This window comes from Pseudomonas sp. Xaverov 83 (assembly GCF_019352905.1).
In the GTDB taxonomy this organism is placed as follows: domain Bacteria; phylum Pseudomonadota; class Gammaproteobacteria; order Pseudomonadales; family Pseudomonadaceae; genus Aquipseudomonas; species Aquipseudomonas yamanorum.
This window is the reverse complement of sequence record NZ_JAAAFU010000038.1, coordinates 39939-58571: the sequence shown is the minus strand read 5'-3', so window position 1 is coordinate 58571 and position 18633 is coordinate 39939. Positions and strand designations below refer to the sequence as shown.

Sequence of the window (18633 nt, the reverse complement as noted above, 5' to 3'; positions counted from 1 at the left end):
CCCCCTCATTCACTTCTCTGCCACCGCCCGCTGCGGTGCACTCGCTCGCGCCTGCGTTGCAGAAAGACGCCTTGGGGGCATGCACTCGGATCAAGTGATCCTTCGCTCAGTACACCTACAGCCGCCGGGCTTATTGGCGGCTTTGACTGTAGTTCATGGAGTTTTAGATGAAGCGTAAGCCGTTCAAGAAAACCCTGTTAGCCCTCATGGTCAGCGCAGTTGCCGCGCATGTCAGTGCGGTGGAATTTGACGTCAGCACCGGCCAGAACATGTGGAAAGGCCAAGTGTTCAACGAACCTGTCACCTTGACCGGTTCGCGGAATGTGGTGGCCACGCAGCGTTTCGTCGATGGCGCCAGCGTTGCCGAGACGGATATTCAGGGCTCGTTGATCAATCGCGCCGATTACACGATCGATGGCAGCGGCCTCAACATTCGAGGTCTTGTGGTGGACGGCGCGCTGGACTCGGATCTGCGCGCCCGTGGCGGCACCATCACCGGGGATGTGATTCAGGCCGGCACGATCAGGCTGACCAACCAGACCTGGGCCGAAGGTTTTGAAGTGGGCGCCGCCAACATCGGTGGCAGCGTCATCAACTCCGGCAACATCGTGACCGTTGACGTACCGGGTTCGGACAGTGACGGCGAGGGCATGTACCTCAATGGTACGACCGTCGGCGGTGACGTGGTCAACTCCGGGCTGATTGATGTGACGTCCATCTACGGCTACGGCCTTATTCTGGACACTCACAACAATATGCCGGTGACCATCGGCGGCAAGATTCTCAACTCCGGGACCATTCGTGTCACCGGTGAGGAAGCGCTGGGCATCGAGGTTGAAACCGACACCAGTGACCTGCGCATCGAAAACAGCGGGTTGGTGACGGTCAACGGCGGGCTGGCCAAAGCCGTACAGTTCAACTCCGGTACTTACGATTACGTGCTCAACACCGGCACTATTGAAGCCAACGGCACCAACGCGGTGGCCATTAATTTGGCCGGGGCGACCTTTACCCTGAACCCGCAGACGGGCGCGCGCGGCATCGTCAACCGTGGCCTGATCAAGGCCGACAGCACGGCGATCCTGGTGGACGCGAAGTACCAAACCTCGCCTTTCGAAATCAACCAGCAAGCCGGCGAGATCCGCAGTAACTCCGGCACCGCCATCGACGCCGCCAACCTCGCCACGCTGAACTGGACCGGCGGCAAAATCACCGGCGACCTGCTCAACTTGAGCGCGGTGAATGTCGCAGGCCAAGCCGATTTCACCGGCAATCGCATCATCGCCCCGATCTCGATCAACTCCGGCTCGCTGAACCTGTCCGCGCCAGGCACCACGATCACCGGCGACCTTAACGTTGCCAACGGCGCGGGCATCGATATGCACCTGTCCGACAGCGTCGTGCCGACCACGCCGTACCTCAACGTGAATGGCAACGCAACGTTCGCCCAGGCCTCGAAGTTGACGGTAAGCGCGCAGCCAGGCGACTTCGCGCGCACCAACAACGGCACCCAATACACCTTGTTGCAAGCCACCAGCGTGCAGAACAACGGCCTTTCGGTTGCCAGTTCGTCGTCGTTGCTCGACGTGCTCAGCTACTCGGCCGACGCGCAAACCGTCAAGGCGGTGGTGGCGGTCAAGGACAACCAGCAAGTGCAGCAAGAGCTGGCCGGCGTGGGCGCCAGTGCCGCAGCGGCCACGGCGGTCAATACCTTCAAAAATGACGTGCTCGGCGGCCTCAACCAGAACGATCAAGTGTTCCAGGCCCTGGCCAACGCCGGTACTGCGCAGCAACTGGCGCAAGTCAGCGAACAACTCAAGCCAGACGTCAACCGCGGCGCCCTGGACGTGGCGTTGTCGGGCCAAACCGTGATCAACGGTGCGATCTTCAACCGCCTCACCGACCAGCGCGAAAGCCATCAAACCGGCGGCGTGTGGGTGCAGGGCCTGAGCAGCAACATGGACCAGGACGGGCGTGGCGGCAACAACGGCTACTCGGCCAACAGCAGCGGCATGGCCGTGGGTGTGGACGGGCGCTTGAACGACACCACCACGTTGGGCGTGGCGTACAGCTACCTTAACTCCAACATCCATTCCGACCTCGGCAACAAGACCGACGTGGAGGGCCATGCGCTGTCGCTGTACGGCAACTGGTCGCTGCAAAACTGGTTTGTCGACGGCAGCCTCAGCTATGGCCATAACGACAACGACAGCAAACGCCATATCGCCGGCACCACAGCCAAGGGCAGTTACGACAGCAATGTGCTGTCTGCGAGTGTGATCGGCGGCTACAGCTTCAAGCCGTCGCAGGCCGTGGTGATCGAGCCGCGCGTGGCAGCGCGTTACGCCAACGTGCGCATGGACGGTTTCGACGAGAAGGGTTCTTCGGCCGCGCTGAGCACCCAATCGCAACGCTATGAAGTGGGCGAGCTGGGCGCCGGTGTGCGCTTGGCGGGCAACTTGCCCATGGGCGCCGGTAGCCTGCAGCCGGAAGCAACCTTGATGGCGTATCACGACCTGATGGGTGATCGCGTCGCACAAACCTCCAGCTATGTGCTCGGCGGTTCTGCGTTCACCGTCACCGGCGCTTCGGTGGCGCGTGACAGCTATGAAGCCAGTGTCGGCGTGAACTACCAGGTGTCGGACTTTACCGTGGGGGCCAGCTACACCCGCCAGGCCCGCAGTGGGTTTGATGCGGATGGGGTGATGCTCAAGGCGCGGTACGCGTTTTAAGTTTTACAGCCGATAGAAAACGGCGTCGGGCTGCGGTTCTCTTACGTAGCCCGAGCCAGATTTTTAACTGTGTTCAAGGAAGTAACCCATGAAAAAGACCTCACTCCTAATTCTCGCCCTAGCCTTGGCCGGCTGCCACTCCACTGCCAGGAACTCCTCGCCAAGCCTGCTGACGGACGGCGTTCAGTTGCAGCAAAAAAAGGTCGAGGTGGACGCCGAACACGCCAAGGTCATCATGAAGGCAACCGGTTTCACCTACCCGGTGCAGTTCTCCGTACGCCGTAGTTCCGATGTGGACCAGCGTCCGGAAATCCTCGGGACGGTGGTTGATTCCGGCCGCGGCAAGGTATTCGGCTGGATCGCCAAGATGAGCGAAGTGGGCAACAGCGCCGTCGCCAAACGCTTCCCGCAGTTGGAAGTACAGGCTGACCCGGGGCAGCCCTTTGAAGTGATCGGCGAGTCACGGGTCTACAACGCCAACTACGTTGGCCTCGTCAAAACCTATGTGTATGAATGCGGCCCCATGAGTTCGACCTTCAAGCCTGAGAAGCAAAAGGTTTACCTGGTGGAGTTCGTGATTATCGGGAAGGGGTGTGAGCAGCATGTGTATGACGTGACTGCGCCTAATGAGCGTATTCCTGTGGCGACTGTGGCTCCGGCGGCGTGAGCCAGAGCCCGGCGCCAATGCAAATCCGATAGTCGCTCAGGTATCGACGGGTACCGCCGGGCTCCGTGGCAACAGAAGAGGCGCTGATGATTTCTGCAGATGATGTTGATGGCCTGCTTGAAGATATTTTCGAGGGGCACAAGGACTTGGCGGTGTTTGTCGCTGGTGGCAAGTACTACTACCTGGCAGACGACAAGGGAAATTTCTGTATCGATGTCAGGCCTGAATACAGGAGCTATGTCGAAAGTGGCGTCATGGACAGTAGCCTCTATGACCAGGCCGTTTCCGAGTTCAGAGGGGGCGTTCCGGTCCTGGAGGTGAACACCTTTCAGCGTTATCTGGATAACAACAGCGTCAACGTTTATTCGCTGGAGTGGATGGTCAGTTTCTTCACCTACGGTTACTCCGCTGCCTACCTTGGCGAATTTCATAACCATATCGAGGCCGTTCTATCTGGCCACGCGAAGCCTCGTCTGGATGAATGCGAAAAAATGCGGATGAGGCTGCCCCGCTTTTATGTGGACCTGGATAGCAAGGTGTTCCGGCATGTTGATTGGGACAGGTTTCATGAGTCCTATGTGCCCTCGGACTGGGACGGGCAAGCGTCTGGATCATTCGCGGAGCTGATCCCGAAAGAGCAAAGATATTGGGTTGTGGATGGCATGGACTTTTGGACGTTGTACGCCTGATGGCGGGTTAGCTTCGTCGCCTTGGCGATAAGTTGGTCTGTGCCGTCGTGCCCCACTCGAAGTAACACACGCACCCGCGCAGGAGAAATACCGTGGTAATGACATTGGTAATGGTTGGACTGGGCCTGGCGATTTTGATGCAGCTGGCCATTTTTTGTGTGGCCGTAAAAAACTCGCTGGTGCATGCGCTGCTGTGCCTGTTTATCCCTTGTTATGTGTATGTTTATGCCAGAAAGGATCGCCAGGCCAGGCCGTTCCTTTGGGGGTGGTACACCGGTATTGGCTTGCTGGCCGCTGGGGCTATTGCTTCAAATTGAAGCAGGACTCGAAAAGGCGCCGACAACGCCGTAAAATGAAGTCAAATTGACATCATTCAGGGAAGAGTTCAGACATGCGCGTTGTTGCTTTACTCCTGGCGTTCAGCTTTCTGGCTGGCTGCGCCTCCAAGCCGGCTTACTACATTTCCCCCGCACCGGTTCAGATTCCCAAGACCGCTACCTATTGGCTCGATACCTTCGACGTTGAAGTAGTGGGCAAGAACCCACGCTTCCTGCCTGATGACAAAGTCCGCGAGCAACTGGGCGTCGACCTGGTCAACCGGCTGCTCAAGGCCAAGCGATACGCCACCAGCAAGGAAAGCGCCGATTACCTGCTGGATGTGAATCTGGTCTACACCCGCCATATCCAGGACTCCAAGGGCGGACTCGCCACGGTGCTTGTCGACGACAACACCATCTTGCTGAGTGTCGACTTCAACTATCAGGTCAAGGTCAAGAAGGGCGGCGCCGAGGTGTTGCACTTTGCCAAGGACCGCAGTGGTCTGGTGCCGGGTGGTGTGTTGGGTCAGTGGCAGCAGTACAAGACCATGGGTGGGGTTATCTCCAACACGGGCAACACCAGCGTCGAGCCTTTTTACACGGGCGTGTTGAGCCGATTTATCGTCGATGATTTGCGCGATATTCCGTCGCGCTAAGTTGCTTTAACCCGAATCACCAACTCCTTGCGTCTGACCTTGTGAACGGATCATTCACTCACGAGGTTCAGACCATGTCCCGTCCTGTTCTGCTGTTGCGTCCTGCCGCCCAAGGCTTTGCCGTGACCCTGCTGGTGGCGCTCGCCGGGTGTGGGCTTTCTTCATCCCGTGATGTGGCCAAGCCTGCTGAATCGGCACCTGTCGCGGAGCTGCACAGTGAGCCCGCCAGCGTTCAGGGGGCCATGGTCAAGCGGATGGTTGCTCCTGCACCGATGGCGTCGCGGCTGGTCATGAACGACGCCGTCGCCCTGCAATACCAGGCCGAGCCTCGGGAGCAATATCAAAACCTCCCGGACAACCCGATCCGCAGCGTGGCCGAAACACCGGTTTCCACCTTCAGCGTCGACGTCGACACCGGCAGCTATGCCAACGTACGACGTTTCCTCAACCAAGGCAGCCTGCCGCCCGAAGGTGCTGTGCGACTGGAGGAAATGGTCAATTATTTTCCCTACGACTACGCCCTGCCAACCGACGGCTCGCCCTTTGGTGTGACCACGGAAGTGGCCCCCTCACCGTGGAACCCCCACACCCGACTGCTGCGCATCGGCATCAAGGCCTCGGACCGCGCCGTGGCGGACCTGGCACCGGCTAACCTGGTGTTCCTGGTAGACGTGTCCGGCTCGATGAATCGCCGCGAAGGCCTGCCGCTGGTCAAGAGCACCCTGAAACTGTTGGTGGACCAATTGCGCGACCAGGACCGCGTGTCGCTGGTGGTCTATGCCGGCGAATCGCGAGTGGTGCTCAAGCCCACCTCGGGCCGGGACAAAACCAAGATCCGCAACGCCATCGACCAACTCACCGCCGGCGGCTCCACCGCAGGCGCTTCGGGTATCGAAATGGCCTACCAAATGGCCCGCGAAGGGTTTATCGACAAGGGCATCAACCGCATCCTGTTGGCCACCGACGGTGACTTCAACGTAGGCGTGAGCGACTTCGACAGCCTCAAGCAAATGGCGGTCGAGCAGCGCAAAAGCGGCGTGTCCCTGACCACCCTTGGCTTCGGTGTGGATAACTACAACGAACACCTGATGGAACAACTGGCCGATGCCGGTGATGGCAACTACGCCTACATCGACAACCTGCGCGAAGCCCGCAAAGTGCTGGTGGACCAGCTCAGCTCGACCCTCGCTGTGGTGGCCCGGGATGTGAAGCTGCAAGTGGAATTCAATCCGGCGCAGGTCAGTGAATACCGATTGCTCGGCTATGAAAACCGCGCCTTGAAACGTGAGGATTTCAACAACGACAAGGTCGACGCCGGAGAAATCGGTGCCGGGCACACGGTGACCGCGTTGTATGAAATTGTCCCGAAGGGTGAACAGGGCTGGCTGGAGCCACTGCGCTACGCATCGGCGGCCAAGGCTGAGGGTAAAACTGATGAGTTGGCGATGTTGCGGGTACGCTACAAACCAGCGGAAGGCGTCGATAGCCGACTGATCGAACACCCGATCAGCAACCAGCAGAGCGGCAAACCCAGCGACGACCTGCGTTTTTCTGCCGCCGTGGCCGCCTTCGCCCAGCAACTCAAGGGTGATGGCCGCTACACTGGCACCATGAGTTTCAAGGACACGGCCGCACTGGCCCGCTCCGCTCGGGGCGACGACCCCTTCGGCTTGCGCAGCGAGTTTGTGCAACTGGTCGAATTGGCCCAGAGCATCCAGGCCCCGGCCAAACACTGATCCACCTCAAAGGAGTGCGCCACCTGATGGATTCACCCAGCGACGAAGCCCTGCTGTCCCGCTACCGCAGCGGCGACGGTGCAGCGTTCGAAGCCCTGTACGCGCGGCATCGACAGGGCCTGTACCGTTTTCTCGTGTCCTTGAGCAACAAGGCCGAACTGGCCGAGGAAGTGTTTCAGGACACCTGGCTCAGCCTGATCCGCAGCACCAGCGAGCTACAGGGCCGGGCGAGTTTTCGCACCTGGTTATTCCAGATTGCCCGCAACCGCCTGATCGACCACTGGCGCAAACACGGCATCCACAACCCGCTGCACGACAGCTACGATGAGCAGCTTCACGGCCAGCCCGACGACAGCGCCGGGCCCGAGCAACTGCTGAGCCTGAGCCGCGACCAGGCCCGCCTGGACAGCGCGTTGCAAGACTTGCCCGAAGACCAGCGCGAAGTGTTCCTGCTGCGCCTGCATGGCGAGCTGGAAGTGCCACAAATCGCCGCGCTCACCGGCGCCCCACTGGAAACGGTAAAAAGCCGCTTGCGTTACGCCCAGCAGAAACTGCGCCGACTGCTGGCCGAGGAGGTACCCGCATGACTGACCCCCGACATACCCAGGACTCGAACGACGAGCTGCTGATCGAGCATTTCCGTCAACACACCAGCGGCGAGCCGCCGGCTTCCCTGGACGCCTTCATCCTGGCCACCGCCCACCGTGAAGCACCGGTGCGGCAACCCAGCCTGTGGCAGCGCTGGTTGCAGGCCTGCCAACGGCCGCGCTGGCAGATGGCATTTGCCACCGTCGCGGGTATGGCCCTGATGATTGGTTTGGTCACGCGCTCGCCGGTGCCGCAGCCGGAGTTATCCACAGGCACTTACGCGGCGGCTCCGCAAGAACTCGCTCGCCCAGCCCCGGCAGCGGCGCCGATGGCTCGATTCTCCGTGGCTCCGCAGGCTGACAGTGCGCCGCAGGTGCAGGCAGAAGTCGCGGGCTCGCTGGCGGATGAGCCGGTGGCGAAGATGAGCAAGCGCTCGGCTGTTGTGCTGCCGCCATTGGAGCAAGGGCTGCAGGAAATCCTGCGGTTGCGGCAGGCGGGAGAGACGAAGGTGGCGGATGAGAAGCTGCTGGAGTTGCATAAGCGCTTTCCCAACGAGGATCTGCCGGCGCGGTTGGAGGCGTTGAAAAATCCTTGAGGTGGAGGTCGCCAGCCGGCGGTTGACGAGAAACTTCCGGCCTTTATAATCATCCGCAACACGGCCCCTGTCGGTTGATGCGCTTCGGTGCAGCAATTGCTCAGGGGTTTTTTATTGCCTTGATTTTTTCGATTACCAATCGCGCTTCTGCCAGTGGTGATCCACTCCCATGCCCTCCAAATTAAGATCAAGATGGGACAAGTCTGGAAAGTCATTCTCCAATAGTGCTTTCAGCCGTCGTCCCCAGCTTGATGACGGATTGATGACCTTCATCAAGTGGTGGGTGATACACAAGAGCATAAAAGGCCGCGCGCGTCGGTGTGCATCATCATGGAATGCGGCCAATGCAGGAGCCTGTTCCTCAGGTGGCAGTTTTGGCTGATCAACGATGTTCCGATTCCACAGGCGACTGTGATGGGCGCATACGTTTCGCAGGTAGTTCAGGCTGCGCAGCCAACTGGCGAAGACCCTTCCATTGCTGATCCCGTACTCTTGAGATATGGCATCTTGATCCGCCTCAGTCATGCCAGCATAAAGGGTCGACAACGTGCCGAAGTCCCAAACCTCGCAAGCCACCCAAACCGCCAACGGAAGGCCGTATTTTTCCTTGTTATGACGGATAAAGTCTTCGTTCGAGCGGCTGATCAATGCGGCGTGTTTGCCTACCCAGGCATGATGTTTGGTGAGCCCTGTTTTCCCGTCGATTTGGGTAGAAAAACTTTCATGGAAAAGCTCAGGTTTTAGATACGCAAACTTTTCGTGCTTGCCCAGCCCGTGGGATATGTCCACTCGCAATGCGATTTCGATACGTTCCAAGGCGTCCATGGTCAACAGGCGAAGTTTTTTATCAAACACATAAAGATCGACTGCGTTTTGGAAGGTAGTGCCGGGTTTGAAAGTGTCTAGAGGGAGCCGCCCCGGTTTGGTTTTGTTCGGCTTCTGATTTTTGTGCTGAATAAGTGGGCAGCACAGCTCGGTGCGCTCACGAAAGGCGAACCAGTAGCCGCTGAGGCGGTAATAGCCAATGCGCTCCAGATACTCCAAGGCTTTAGATCGCTCAGTAACGATCATTCCGCGAGCTATCAATATCTCAAGTTGGTCCTGGTAGCTCTGCCAAGGTTTAGGGTAACCCTGGATCATTGGTGCATCACTTTAGGCATGTGCAAGTCCCTCCTGCTTGAAATCGATACAAGCGCCCGCCCTTCGATGTGTGGCGTCACTCGGGCTTTCACTTTGCTGGTCGAGAAACTTATGGTCAGCCATAAAACTGTTACTTTATTTACATCTTCTTCCTTATCTTGCGCCCACAAAAAAGCCCCAGGCCTTTCGACCTGGGGCTTTTTCATCTGTATCTGGTGCCCCGGCGAGCTTATAACTGAGTACTTATCATGTTGATTTATATAATAAAAATTCGTTTGGCTGGTGCTAGGGATACAGTTTGGGATACATGGGCAGTCCGCTTATTTTGGATAGTTATAGGTTTTATATAGCCCTTGCACGCCGGGTAGTTGCAGAAAGGCTGATGGCTCTCCACCTTTGGTTTCATCCTTAGCGTTCAGCCGTTGAGCAGTGTGCACCAATAGGCACATTGTTTTGGCCCGAGTAATGCCTACAAAGTGTAAATTTAAATCCTGTTCCCAGCTTGGATATACTTTTTCCGAAAAGCTTTCGCCTACCTGCCTATACGGGAATATCCACTCTCCAAGATCAAGGTGAATTACTGCTTCGAATTCCAAACCTTTGGATTTGTGAAGGGTCATGCATTGGACTTCATTTGTATTAGTTGTGGTGTATTGCTTTAGTGCGTCAGCATTTGACGTGACAATTTTTAGTGCGGCAAGTTCTGAATCTTTCGGATTAGTATTTAAGAGTCTCGTAGATGTCGCATAAAGATAGTCCTCCAGAAGGTGGGGGGCTATGCTTCTTGCTTTTCTAATTGTTCTTCGAATATCTATTAGTTTTGCTTTTGAAATGTTTGACTGGTCAGGTAGCATCTCTATCACTTGCTCAATACTAAAGCTTATGTCGAAACGGTATTTCATTAGTGCCGACCATAAAAAACCTGTCCTGCTTTGTAAGTCATCAATGGCGTCGTCTGCAAATATTCTGCAAGGTATGGAAAGGTGATCTCTCAAATATCCTAAGCTACGATTATTTCTAACAAGAACAGCAATGTCAGACGCTTTAAGCGTTTTGTTTTTTTCCAGAAGTGAAGGGATAATAGTATTAAGGTGAACGGATGCATCCCGCTGCGTGCCTGAAAACTTGCATTGCCATACCTGGATGGAGTCGGTGGGTGTCAGCTCGAACTGAGGATTGAATAAGCGATTGGAATAGTTTGCTATTGAGGCGTGGCATCTGTGGTTATATGATACGGTTCTATGTGTGAAATTCTCTCGCCTTATTAGCTCCTTAAGGTATTCCGGGCTGCACCTTCTCCATCCATATATTGATTGTTGCAGGTCACCAACAGCTATGCCAGTTACTCCGGAGTCTACAATGCTTAAGAAAAGATCATGTTGTGCTTTGGATGAGTCTTGGTATTCGTCAATATATATGCTTGTATATTTTGCCTTTAGGTAGGCTTTGCACGCTGAGCAGTTTTCATGAATATATAAAGCGAGAGCCGGTATAGTTGGGAAGTAAATTGTACCACCCAAATATAAACTTCTAATTGATTTTAGTTTTTCTGCATCGATTTTGTCAATTTCGTTTAAGGGGGCGGCAATTAAATTTTCTGCAGGTAGCAAGTCTGAAGCATATTTTGGTTCGAGGTTTTCGGTGCTGCCGCCCAATATTTGATTTAGGAAAGGATATATAATTTCCGAAAGGCAAAATGAATCAATAGTTCCAAAAAAACTAGACTTGGTGTCTGTACTATCTGCTCGGCATCGGCCTTCTAGTTCTTTGCTAGCTTTGCGAGTGAAGGTTATTGCGATTATTCCTTGGTAGGACTTTAACTCGCCTAGTTCATTTCTAATTTTTTTTGCGATGACTGCGGTTTTGCCGCTTCCAGGACATGCGGTAATGACTAGCGAGCCTTGAGGTTTAATTGCCTCTTTTTGTTCGTCTGTATAGGTTATCATACGGACCCTCTCACTTTCGCTACGCAGTGGTGCAATGGCTGAGCTAGCAAACCTAATTTCGCTGAAGCTAGTGCGGAGCTGTTTTGGGTCAGAAATTCCCTCATGCGAATCGCTTTTTTACCTTGAAGGAATTTGACGGCTGTAGCCAAATCAGTTGTATCGCAATATTTTGTGAGTTGATCTGGAAACTCTTCGCATAAGTCTGTTTCTAAATCTATCTTGGCTAGGTATATGCCGTGGGGGTTTACTGTTTTATTAACTCCAGCCCAAATTCCTTGTTCATAAACGCTTTGATGAGTCGTACCTATCGGCATGTATGCGAATTTTATTTGGCCCGCAAGCGATAGGCATCTATTTATGCCGGCTGGGTTTCGTAGTTCATTTCCTTGCACATGAATTGCTGAAATATCATTGTCGGTACGGATAACCCATGGGATTTCCATTGCATCCAGGATCTGTGCGTAGACCTTAAACTGTATTCCCTCAACATTAAGTATTGAAATATTATAATAGTCTAGATCTATATCGATTTGTTTTGCTAGTTCGTTGTAGAATAATAGTTCTGAAGGGCCTTCGACTAGAAAGACGCACTTGGAGAAAAAAGCTTCCGCTGGCAAAATACTCATTCTATAGCCGAGTTTATCCCACTCACTGCTAATGCAGTCAGAACAACCTTCGCTAGCGGCATAGCTGCCTTTCTGGGAGTTAATAATATGTACAATTGAGTGAGGTGAATAGCGCGCGGTGATTTGCGGCGAGTGACTCGTAATAATTGTCTGTCCAGGTAAATCTTTAATCAAATAGTCCGCTAATTTTCTTTGTTGATGAGGATGGAGGTGAGCTTCTGGTTCTTCGACGCAGTAAAAAACTACTTCGCTTTCAGGATCAAATTCTCGCTGGCTTTTTGCTTTCCATAAAGCCATAAGTATCTGATTGTTTCGGCCGTCACCACCTAGTGATATTTTCGAACCTGCTGTACTTGCGCCTAATTTTAAATTGTCAATAAATTGCTGCGTTTGAATAGCTCCAGAATCTAAATGTACAGAATAGTTTGTCAAGTCATGGGAGAGTTTCAAAAGCTCTTCGTTTACAGCGTTAGTCGCATTGTTTACATAGTGTAGTTTGCTTACTAATCCGTTTATGGTGTCGAGATTTTTTTCTATAACTGAAAGCTGTTCTTGGTCTGATTCAACTTCCTCTTCAGATCTAAGCTCCTGTGATAATTTTAGAAGATGTCTTTTTTCTATGTTGACAAATTTTTCTAAGTCTCGACTAGATTTTACATATTTGAGATTTAGGTATTTTAAATAGAATCTACTATTGACTGTGGATAGGTGTTTGGGGTCAATGCCTAGTTTGAGTGTATAATCTAAGGTTTTTCTATTTGCTTCATATCTTAATACGGATTTACCTTCGTTTGATACATTTCCTTTAAGTACTGAGAGTACTGCATCCTCTGTTATTTCTTTGAAGTAAATATCAATTGATAGTTCTTCGTGTTGTGTTCCTTTTTTATCTATATGGAAGTCTGACTCAGAAGGTTCTAGGTCGCTTTCGGAAAGAGATTTGTCTAATAGGATTCTCAGTGCGTATACGAAGTTAGTTTTTCCTGCGTCGTTAGCACCTATGAGCAATGTTTTACTTTGCAAATTGACAGTGGCGTCAGCGTAATTTCTAAAACCTTTGATAATGACCTTTTCAATCTCCATGCTCTGATTCCTTCCTGTTTTGCATAGATTTAATAGTAAGACGTATTCCGTTCTTCATTTGGGGGTTTGGAAGACGAGTGAAGCCTTCTGAAGCTTCGTAGAGAATGGCATAAAGCTATCTAGTGTTACTAGCATGGAGGTGTCGCTCCAAAAAGCCTGCTTACGAGGTCGCATGTGCAGGGATTTGCAGGTAAGTAATTCAGTGATTAGCTTAGCCCTGAGGTCCATCTTGCTTGGCCGTTAAGTCATGCATCGCTGCGGAAAAAGCAACCTATTTAGACCCCAGGTGTGGTGGGGGGACAACGGCGCGCGCCGGGGTTGAACCCAGTCGCCGAGGTCTCATGTGCTTGATCAGTGGGATCGGCCATTGATTTGGCCTCTGGAATGCCCTACTCCTCGTGACCAGTGCTTTTGCCAAAGAATTAGGTAGGCCTCACTGGACATGAAAAAGCCGCCTTGAGGCGGCTTGTAGGCATTGAGAAGGAAGGTGTTCAGGACGTTTGGGTTTGCGCCTGTTTCTCAATCATGGCATTCAGATCCGAACGTCGACGTGTCCGGTAGATCTTGTTCTTCAACTCGTGCTCGCCAGTCGTGAAGTCATCGCGTGGGACAATAGCAAGCGACTGCCACACGGCATCGTCTTCGGTAGACAATGTAGCGCTTGCCTGGTCAATAAAGCCAAATAGGACCTCGCCCAGTCGACGAGCTTGCTCGCTGTCTGCTGCCTTCGCATCGTCATGAAACAACGCCTCTCGATAGAACGCATCCTTTTCAATGTCCCGCTGAATCATCACCTTCTTGCGCTGCAATGCCTTAAGAAAAACCTTAGCCTCGGGAATTTCGAAAAGAGATGTGGCGGCGTTGGTGAGACAGTAATCACCGTAGAGGGTATATGCCGCATCACGACTGCTTAGGTAGCGTTCCCGGGCCTCATAGGTGTCTATCTGGCACAGCTCTAACTCCGGTTGCAGTTCGCCCGCCAAGCAAGCGTACTCCAATGCCAGTTCGCGATTGTCCAATTCCTGACGTTTGAAGTTGCGGATGTCTTTGGTCAATTCGCCGTCACTTTCCCTGAATAATTTCCGCCAGGTAGCGCCATCCTTAATTGCCTGCTGCTCTGCGGCGTCAGCTGTTTTGCGATGTTTTTCTTCGCGCTTTCTCAGTTCCGAAAAACGCTCACGTAAAGCCAGGTAAATTTCCTTTTTTTCTTCGTGGATTTTGAGTGCCTTCTGAATTTCATCAGGCATCGATACGGGTTGTTCGGTCATAGTTTTCTCCGGAGTGTTTACAGGCCAAGGCTGGCCAGGTTTGAGGTACGCGTTGCCGATCAGTGGAAACTGATAGGGCTGTTGATATGAGTTTGTATTGGTCTGGCGGAACGAATAGTTTTGATGCTGTCAACAAAAACAGCGCATACCCCCCCTTGTTCACACGACTGAATTCAAAATCGGTGGGAACACGGGAACGTGGGTACGAAGGCTCTAAATCGGGGGGTTCACAGCGGGAACATGTTCCCTGTGTTTTCTTCGCGGGAACAAGCAAGGTGGTATGGCTCTTTATTAAACAGAGTTGTGTTCCCTTGTTCCCACTCTTATGTTTTATACGGGAACGCTGAGAGGCACGGTTTTGCTGGGCTGTTCCCGCTGTTCCCGCGTTCCCACTGAAAAACGTGAAGTTTGGATAGCTGCATAGGCTTAACTTCATTGACTTTCCCCTTCGCTTTCCAGCAAGTCGGGGTCAATCACGTAAAAACGGGAACTACCACCACCTGGCGTGCGGTATTTTTTTGTTCTCCGGCTGCCCTTGGTCTCTTCGTCAACCTTGGCCAAGGCTCCGGCGCTAACCAACGTCCTAACGATCCGCTCTTTACCGAAGCCAGAAGCTGCTTCGAGTAATGCCGGTGTGTTGAACAGGTAGAGCCGTTTATCGTCATTCACTTCATAAAAGCCGGCTCGCTCGCGAACCGTCAGGTTGGCGTGTTCCGCGCGAACATCCGAAAAGCGACTGTCACCGTGTAATGCGATGAAGTCGGCAATACCGCGCAGAATCTGGCGGTCTTCTGCGTTACCGTCACCCATGCGGGCCAACCATTCGTTGAACAATAATAGGCAAGCGCGGGTCGCTGATCCAGTTGGCCAGCCAAGAAGATTATGTTCAATTGCCAATTCCCCGGCTAACGCCATGATGGCGAATCGATCAGCCACCCGGCCGGCCTGTGAACTCTCTGTTTCGAAGGTTTTGCGGACCTGTGCAAAGGCGCTATACAGCTCCTTTGGCTGCGCAATCAGTGCCTCAACAAACATGGGACCTAGATGACCATAGTGTTGCGTGACCGCGTCATTAAGAACGCGGTGGAATTCTTGTCCCGTCATGCCATGCACATCATCAAAAGCGCGATGAGTCCGGGTGCCAGCATTCACATCGACCATGCGCAACTCGGCGCCGGCATGCGCGCCATTGCCCCCAATGGCGGCATGCTCCGACAACGACCTTTCGCCGCTGGAAAGGGCAAGCACGCGCCAGGTCAATTTGGCCCGCCCTTCACGTTCGCGAGTCATGGTGCTTTTGCCCATGCCGTTGGCGATTGCGTAGGCCATTTCCTGAACGCGCTTGGGGTCGGCACGCTTGATTTCATCAAGGATCAGCACGGTATCGTTACGAGACGCTGCCTCAATCTCCACCCCACCTTTTGACACGTCCCAAGAGGCTGCGAAGGTGCCAGGATTGCCCCAGATCGATGCCGCCAACAGTTGCGCGAGTGACTTGCCGCTTGATGAGTCGCCGACCAGGTGAATACCGCCACCGTTGACGCCTACCTTGGCAAGCAGCGGTCCTGCCAATGCACAGCACACCGACAAAATCAGTACTGGATTGCCGAGGCAGCGTGCGGCTATCTCGGTCTGCCACCCACTGAGAGAGCCTTTGCAGGTGAAGATGTTTGCTGCACGACCTGAGTCCTGAAAACGAACGTTGTCGCCGCCAATGACCCGTGATGGCAGCACAAATGCTCCTGATTCATGCCAGCCCGGTTTCGTGGTGGTGGCAATCACCAGGTCAGGAGCGTGATGGCTCGCCAGGTACGGCGCGATATGACGACGCTGGTGGTATTCGATTGCCAGTCCCTGGCGCATGAGTGCCTTCATTACCTCATCTGCTTTACCCGCAAGGGATTCCATGGGCATCACCCATTCAATACGCCGACCCCTGTAGTGAAAGGACAGCAGACGGCCAATGCTGCCGTCTTCTGAGTTGATCGTTTCGGCTTCGACGTTCAGCGGCGCACAGATCCAATGATCGACTGGAATGGCTTTTTCTTCCGGCCCGCTTTGCTTCACGCTGTGATACCAGGTGCCGGCCTTGTAGACCTTTCCTTCAACCGTGCAGGCGTGTTCATAGACAGCGAAACGGGGCCGGTCGAGTTTGTCGGGCTCCGGCGCCTTTGGGTCTCCTACAAGACTCAAATCAGCGTGTTTTTCCTTGAGCTTGCTCACGGCTTTGCCTCCCATAGCTGGTTGCGCCAAAGGTGCAAGTCGTTGAAGTCGGATAGCTCAGGCGGTGCCTGTTGGGGCCACTCTGGAAATACCACCAGAGCGCCGGCATCGAACGCTGCACGGTTGGCGGAAGTGCGCCCGGGATTGCCCCGCGTTTGGCGATCATCGTCACCAGCGATCACCAGCTCGACGCTCTGACCATGAAGCGCTCGCATGGCTAGTGCCACGGCGCGCAAGTTGCCGGCGTTCATGGCGCACACCACCGGTTGGCCGGTATGGATATGCAGCGTTGCTCCCGTCGCCCAACCTTCACAGACGTACAGGCGGCTACCCTCGATGACCCGCCCCAATGGCGAGTAACAGCCCAGGACACGGCCACCACTGAGGAAACGTTTTGCGCCGGCACAGTCGATGACTTGCAGGTTTACCAAGCGACCATCAAGGCATAGAGGGACCAGTAATTTCCCCTGAGACATTTGACGCAGTTTGAGTGGGCTCACGCCCTTGGCCACCAGATACGGATGCAGTCGATCAGCAGGCTTTGAGCGCTGCCACAACTGCACTGCCTGCCGAGTCGCTGCTTGCTGCTTTTCCTGCTGTACCGCATCGGACCGGCGTCGGTTTTCTTCCGCCTTGGTGCGGGCAGCTTTGAGCGCTTCTGCTTGCTGGGCGCTCGGTGCGCTCGGGGCTCCAGATGACTCAAACAAACCGAGCGCCAGGCGTTGATCGATTTCCCGCGCAGCTTCGACCTGGCGGCATTGGCGCAGGTACGCCAGAAGTGAAACCAGATCGCCACCGTGCGCTTGATCGTCGGCAAAGTCATTCCACCGGCCAGAGTCGAGGGACACACCAAACGATCCGGCTTGGCGGTCTCCCCGGACATCGTTTCGAGCAACCCATTCACGTCCGTTTGGGCGCCCCTCCGGCAGCCATTCTTTAAGCAGAGTAGGGGCAGCAGGAAGGGCACGAAGTGCCACCAAACGAATCAGGTCTACAGTGTCGTTATCAGTCATGGAACAGGCCCTCTGACGATACGAATGAAGCGTCAGGCATGCTAATAGCCGCGGCCAGATCCGCCGTTTTCACGAGGTGCTGCGCCGCTTCTTCGGTGCAGGGTCGGAGCTCCCCTTTGTTGGCAAGTTGCAGCGTGCTTTCCAGACTCAAACGCATCATTGCGGTGGCACGATTGCCCAGGGCGAGGGCTCCAGTGAACTGCTCAACATTTTTGCATGGTGTTGGGTTTTGGCTGCGTAGCCGTTGTTCCAGGCGGTGCAAGAACCCGAGTTCAAACGCGTCAACGATCCGGCCAGGTAGGCGCTGTTTGTGACTGATTAGGCACCTGGCCAACGGTTCATTTTGCTCGGCCAACCATCGTTCGAAGGCATCAACGCCACCGTCGATTACTTCTTGGTATTTGGCGGGCCACTGCGTTTCGATTGCGGGTTGGCCGTCGGCAGATGGCAGCACGGCGTTGAGTAATTCAGGCATTTTGTACCCCCTCACGTTCCGCTGCTTTTCGGGCTGCGTTGAAGAGGTCGCTGGCGTCCTCCAGGAGCAAGTAGGCGGCATCCGCAATGCCGTTCACATCTTTTGCGTCGGCCCGGTTGATGCCCATGCAGGACAGGCTGAAAAGCAGTGCCTTAGCCGCACAAAGTCGCTGCTCTGCGTATTCCTGAATGTCGGCGTACGCGGCGCTCGTATCAATCAGCAGCACAGGGGTTTGGCTGGGATTTGTTGTGAGCGGAATGAGCTTATTCATGACCCACCTCCACAGAGGTCAGGATGCCCTCTGAGCAAGCGTCAACAGTGGCTTTCGCCATGTCGATCAGGTAGACGATCACATGACAAAGCTGTTGGCTGTTTTCAGTCAGAGCCGCTTGCTCGGCCATCTCCTGGGCAAGATCAAGCAGGCAGTAGGTGCGATCGAGGGCATCGGTTACAGGCACATCAGGCTGAACAGCGAAGAGCGGTAACCGTGAGAGAGGAATGTGGCTGAAGGTTTTGACGGTGGTCTTAAGCATGGCGCACCTCCATAACCATCGCTTGCTCTGAGGCGGCAAGGTGGGCGAGGTGCATATGGTGGTTGTAGCGTTTGAGGCGAGTGGAAAGACTGGAGTTTGCGCGAAGGGCTGCGAAGGCCATGGCCTTGTGCGCGGCGGCGCGGGTAGAACGTGCGGACGGATTGAGGGCGTGCATGGGTAGAGCTCCTTTTGCTGAGGAGCTGCCACGTTCGTTACCAAGCGAATGGGTGGCAGCTGTACGCAGGTTGGTAAACCGGGGCAAAAGGAACCCGGCAGACCCGAAGGTCTCCCACGCACAGCCGCCATAACACGTAACTGCGGGCACAAAAAAAGCGCCTGCAATCAT

Annotated in this window: 18 protein-coding genes; 8 read left to right on the top strand and 10 right to left on the bottom strand. The window is 54.4% G+C overall.

Going from position 1 to position 18633, the window contains the following annotated elements:
* Window positions 1–167 precede the first annotated feature (167 nt).
* The 8 genes from K0H47_RS13755 (at window position 168) to K0H47_RS13720 (ending at window position 7980) form a co-directional block, all read left to right on the top strand.
* Window positions 168–2732: an autotransporter outer membrane beta-barrel domain-containing protein gene (locus tag K0H47_RS13755; RefSeq protein WP_219272937.1), complete on the top strand. Its 2565-nt coding sequence runs from the start codon at window positions 168–170 to the stop codon at window positions 2730–2732.
* Between the two features lie 88 nt (window positions 2733–2820).
* On the top strand, window positions 2821–3399 hold the full coding sequence (locus tag K0H47_RS13750; protein WP_063033646.1) for a hypothetical protein: 579 nt from the start codon (window positions 2821–2823) through the stop codon (window positions 3397–3399).
* Between the two features lie 86 nt (window positions 3400–3485).
* Window positions 3486–4088 (top strand): hypothetical protein, encoded by a 603-nt coding sequence (locus K0H47_RS13745; protein ID WP_093203056.1) that lies wholly within the window; start codon window positions 3486–3488, stop codon window positions 4086–4088.
* A 98-nt stretch (window positions 4089–4186) separates the two neighbouring features.
* Window positions 4187–4405, top strand: coding sequence for a hypothetical protein (locus K0H47_RS13740; RefSeq protein WP_207198617.1), 219 nt, complete (start codon window positions 4187–4189; stop codon window positions 4403–4405).
* 74 nt (window positions 4406–4479) lie between these two features.
* Window positions 4480–5061 carry a hypothetical protein gene (locus K0H47_RS13735; protein ID WP_076015556.1) on the top strand — a complete coding sequence of 194 codons (582 nt, stop codon included), beginning with the start codon at window positions 4480–4482 and terminating at the stop codon, window positions 5059–5061.
* A gap of 74 nt (window positions 5062–5135) precedes the next feature.
* On the top strand, window positions 5136–6797 hold the full coding sequence (locus tag K0H47_RS13730; protein ID WP_219272935.1) for a VWA domain-containing protein: 1662 nt from the start codon (window positions 5136–5138) through the stop codon (window positions 6795–6797).
* A gap of 26 nt (window positions 6798–6823) precedes the next feature.
* Window positions 6824–7384, top strand: coding sequence for an RNA polymerase sigma factor (locus K0H47_RS13725; protein WP_063033641.1), 561 nt, complete (start codon window positions 6824–6826; stop codon window positions 7382–7384).
* Window positions 7381–7980, top strand: a complete 600-nt coding sequence (locus tag K0H47_RS13720; protein WP_063033640.1) for a hypothetical protein — start codon at window positions 7381–7383, stop codon at window positions 7978–7980. Before K0H47_RS13725 ends, K0H47_RS13720 begins: the two co-directional genes overlap by 4 nt.
* Before the next feature lie 132 nt (window positions 7981–8112).
* Here K0H47_RS13720 and K0H47_RS13715 read toward each other — a convergent pair whose 3' ends face one another.
* From K0H47_RS13715 to K0H47_RS13670, 10 genes are all read right to left on the bottom strand, one after another.
* Window positions 8113–9120, bottom strand: coding sequence for an Abi family protein (locus K0H47_RS13715; RefSeq protein ID WP_017478057.1), 1008 nt, complete (start codon window positions 9118–9120; stop codon window positions 8113–8115).
* A gap of 320 nt (window positions 9121–9440) precedes the next feature.
* Window positions 9441–11066 carry a UvrD-helicase domain-containing protein gene (locus K0H47_RS13710; RefSeq protein WP_219272933.1) on the bottom strand — a complete coding sequence of 542 codons (1626 nt, stop codon included), beginning with the start codon at window positions 11064–11066 and terminating at the stop codon, window positions 9441–9443.
* Window positions 11063–12775, bottom strand: coding sequence for an ATP-dependent endonuclease (locus K0H47_RS13705; protein WP_219272931.1), 1713 nt, complete (start codon window positions 12773–12775; stop codon window positions 11063–11065). Before K0H47_RS13705 ends, K0H47_RS13710 begins: the two co-directional genes overlap by 4 nt.
* A 491-nt stretch (window positions 12776–13266) precedes the next feature.
* Complete coding sequence (locus tag K0H47_RS13700) at window positions 13267–14043, bottom strand: hypothetical protein (RefSeq protein WP_219272929.1); 777 nt, start codon at window positions 14041–14043, stop codon at window positions 13267–13269.
* A gap of 432 nt (window positions 14044–14475) precedes the next feature.
* A complete protein-coding gene (locus K0H47_RS13695; RefSeq protein ID WP_374106753.1) occupies window positions 14476–16266 on the bottom strand; it encodes a DUF927 domain-containing protein in 1791 nt (596 codons plus the stop codon).
* Complete coding sequence (locus tag K0H47_RS13690; protein ID WP_219272925.1) at window positions 16263–17279, bottom strand: toprim domain-containing protein; 1017 nt, start codon at window positions 17277–17279, stop codon at window positions 16263–16265. Before K0H47_RS13690 ends, K0H47_RS13695 begins: the two co-directional genes overlap by 4 nt.
* The gene (locus K0H47_RS13685) at window positions 17272–17754 is read right to left on the bottom strand and encodes a LasR-specific antiactivator QslA (protein ID WP_219272924.1); all 483 of its coding nucleotides are present in this window, start codon (window positions 17752–17754) and stop codon (window positions 17272–17274) included. Before K0H47_RS13685 ends, K0H47_RS13690 begins: the two co-directional genes overlap by 8 nt.
* Complete coding sequence (locus tag K0H47_RS13680; RefSeq protein WP_169863860.1) at window positions 17747–18025, bottom strand: hypothetical protein; 279 nt, start codon at window positions 18023–18025, stop codon at window positions 17747–17749. The genes K0H47_RS13685 and K0H47_RS13680 overlap by 8 nt, the downstream gene beginning before the upstream one ends.
* A complete protein-coding gene (locus tag K0H47_RS13675) occupies window positions 18018–18287 on the bottom strand; it encodes a DUF3077 domain-containing protein (RefSeq protein ID WP_130184052.1) in 270 nt (89 codons plus the stop codon). The genes K0H47_RS13680 and K0H47_RS13675 overlap by 8 nt, the downstream gene beginning before the upstream one ends.
* Window positions 18280–18462, bottom strand: a complete 183-nt coding sequence (locus tag K0H47_RS13670; protein WP_065876657.1) for a hypothetical protein — start codon at window positions 18460–18462, stop codon at window positions 18280–18282. Before K0H47_RS13670 ends, K0H47_RS13675 begins: the two co-directional genes overlap by 8 nt.
* Between the last annotated feature and the right edge of the window lie 171 nt (window positions 18463–18633).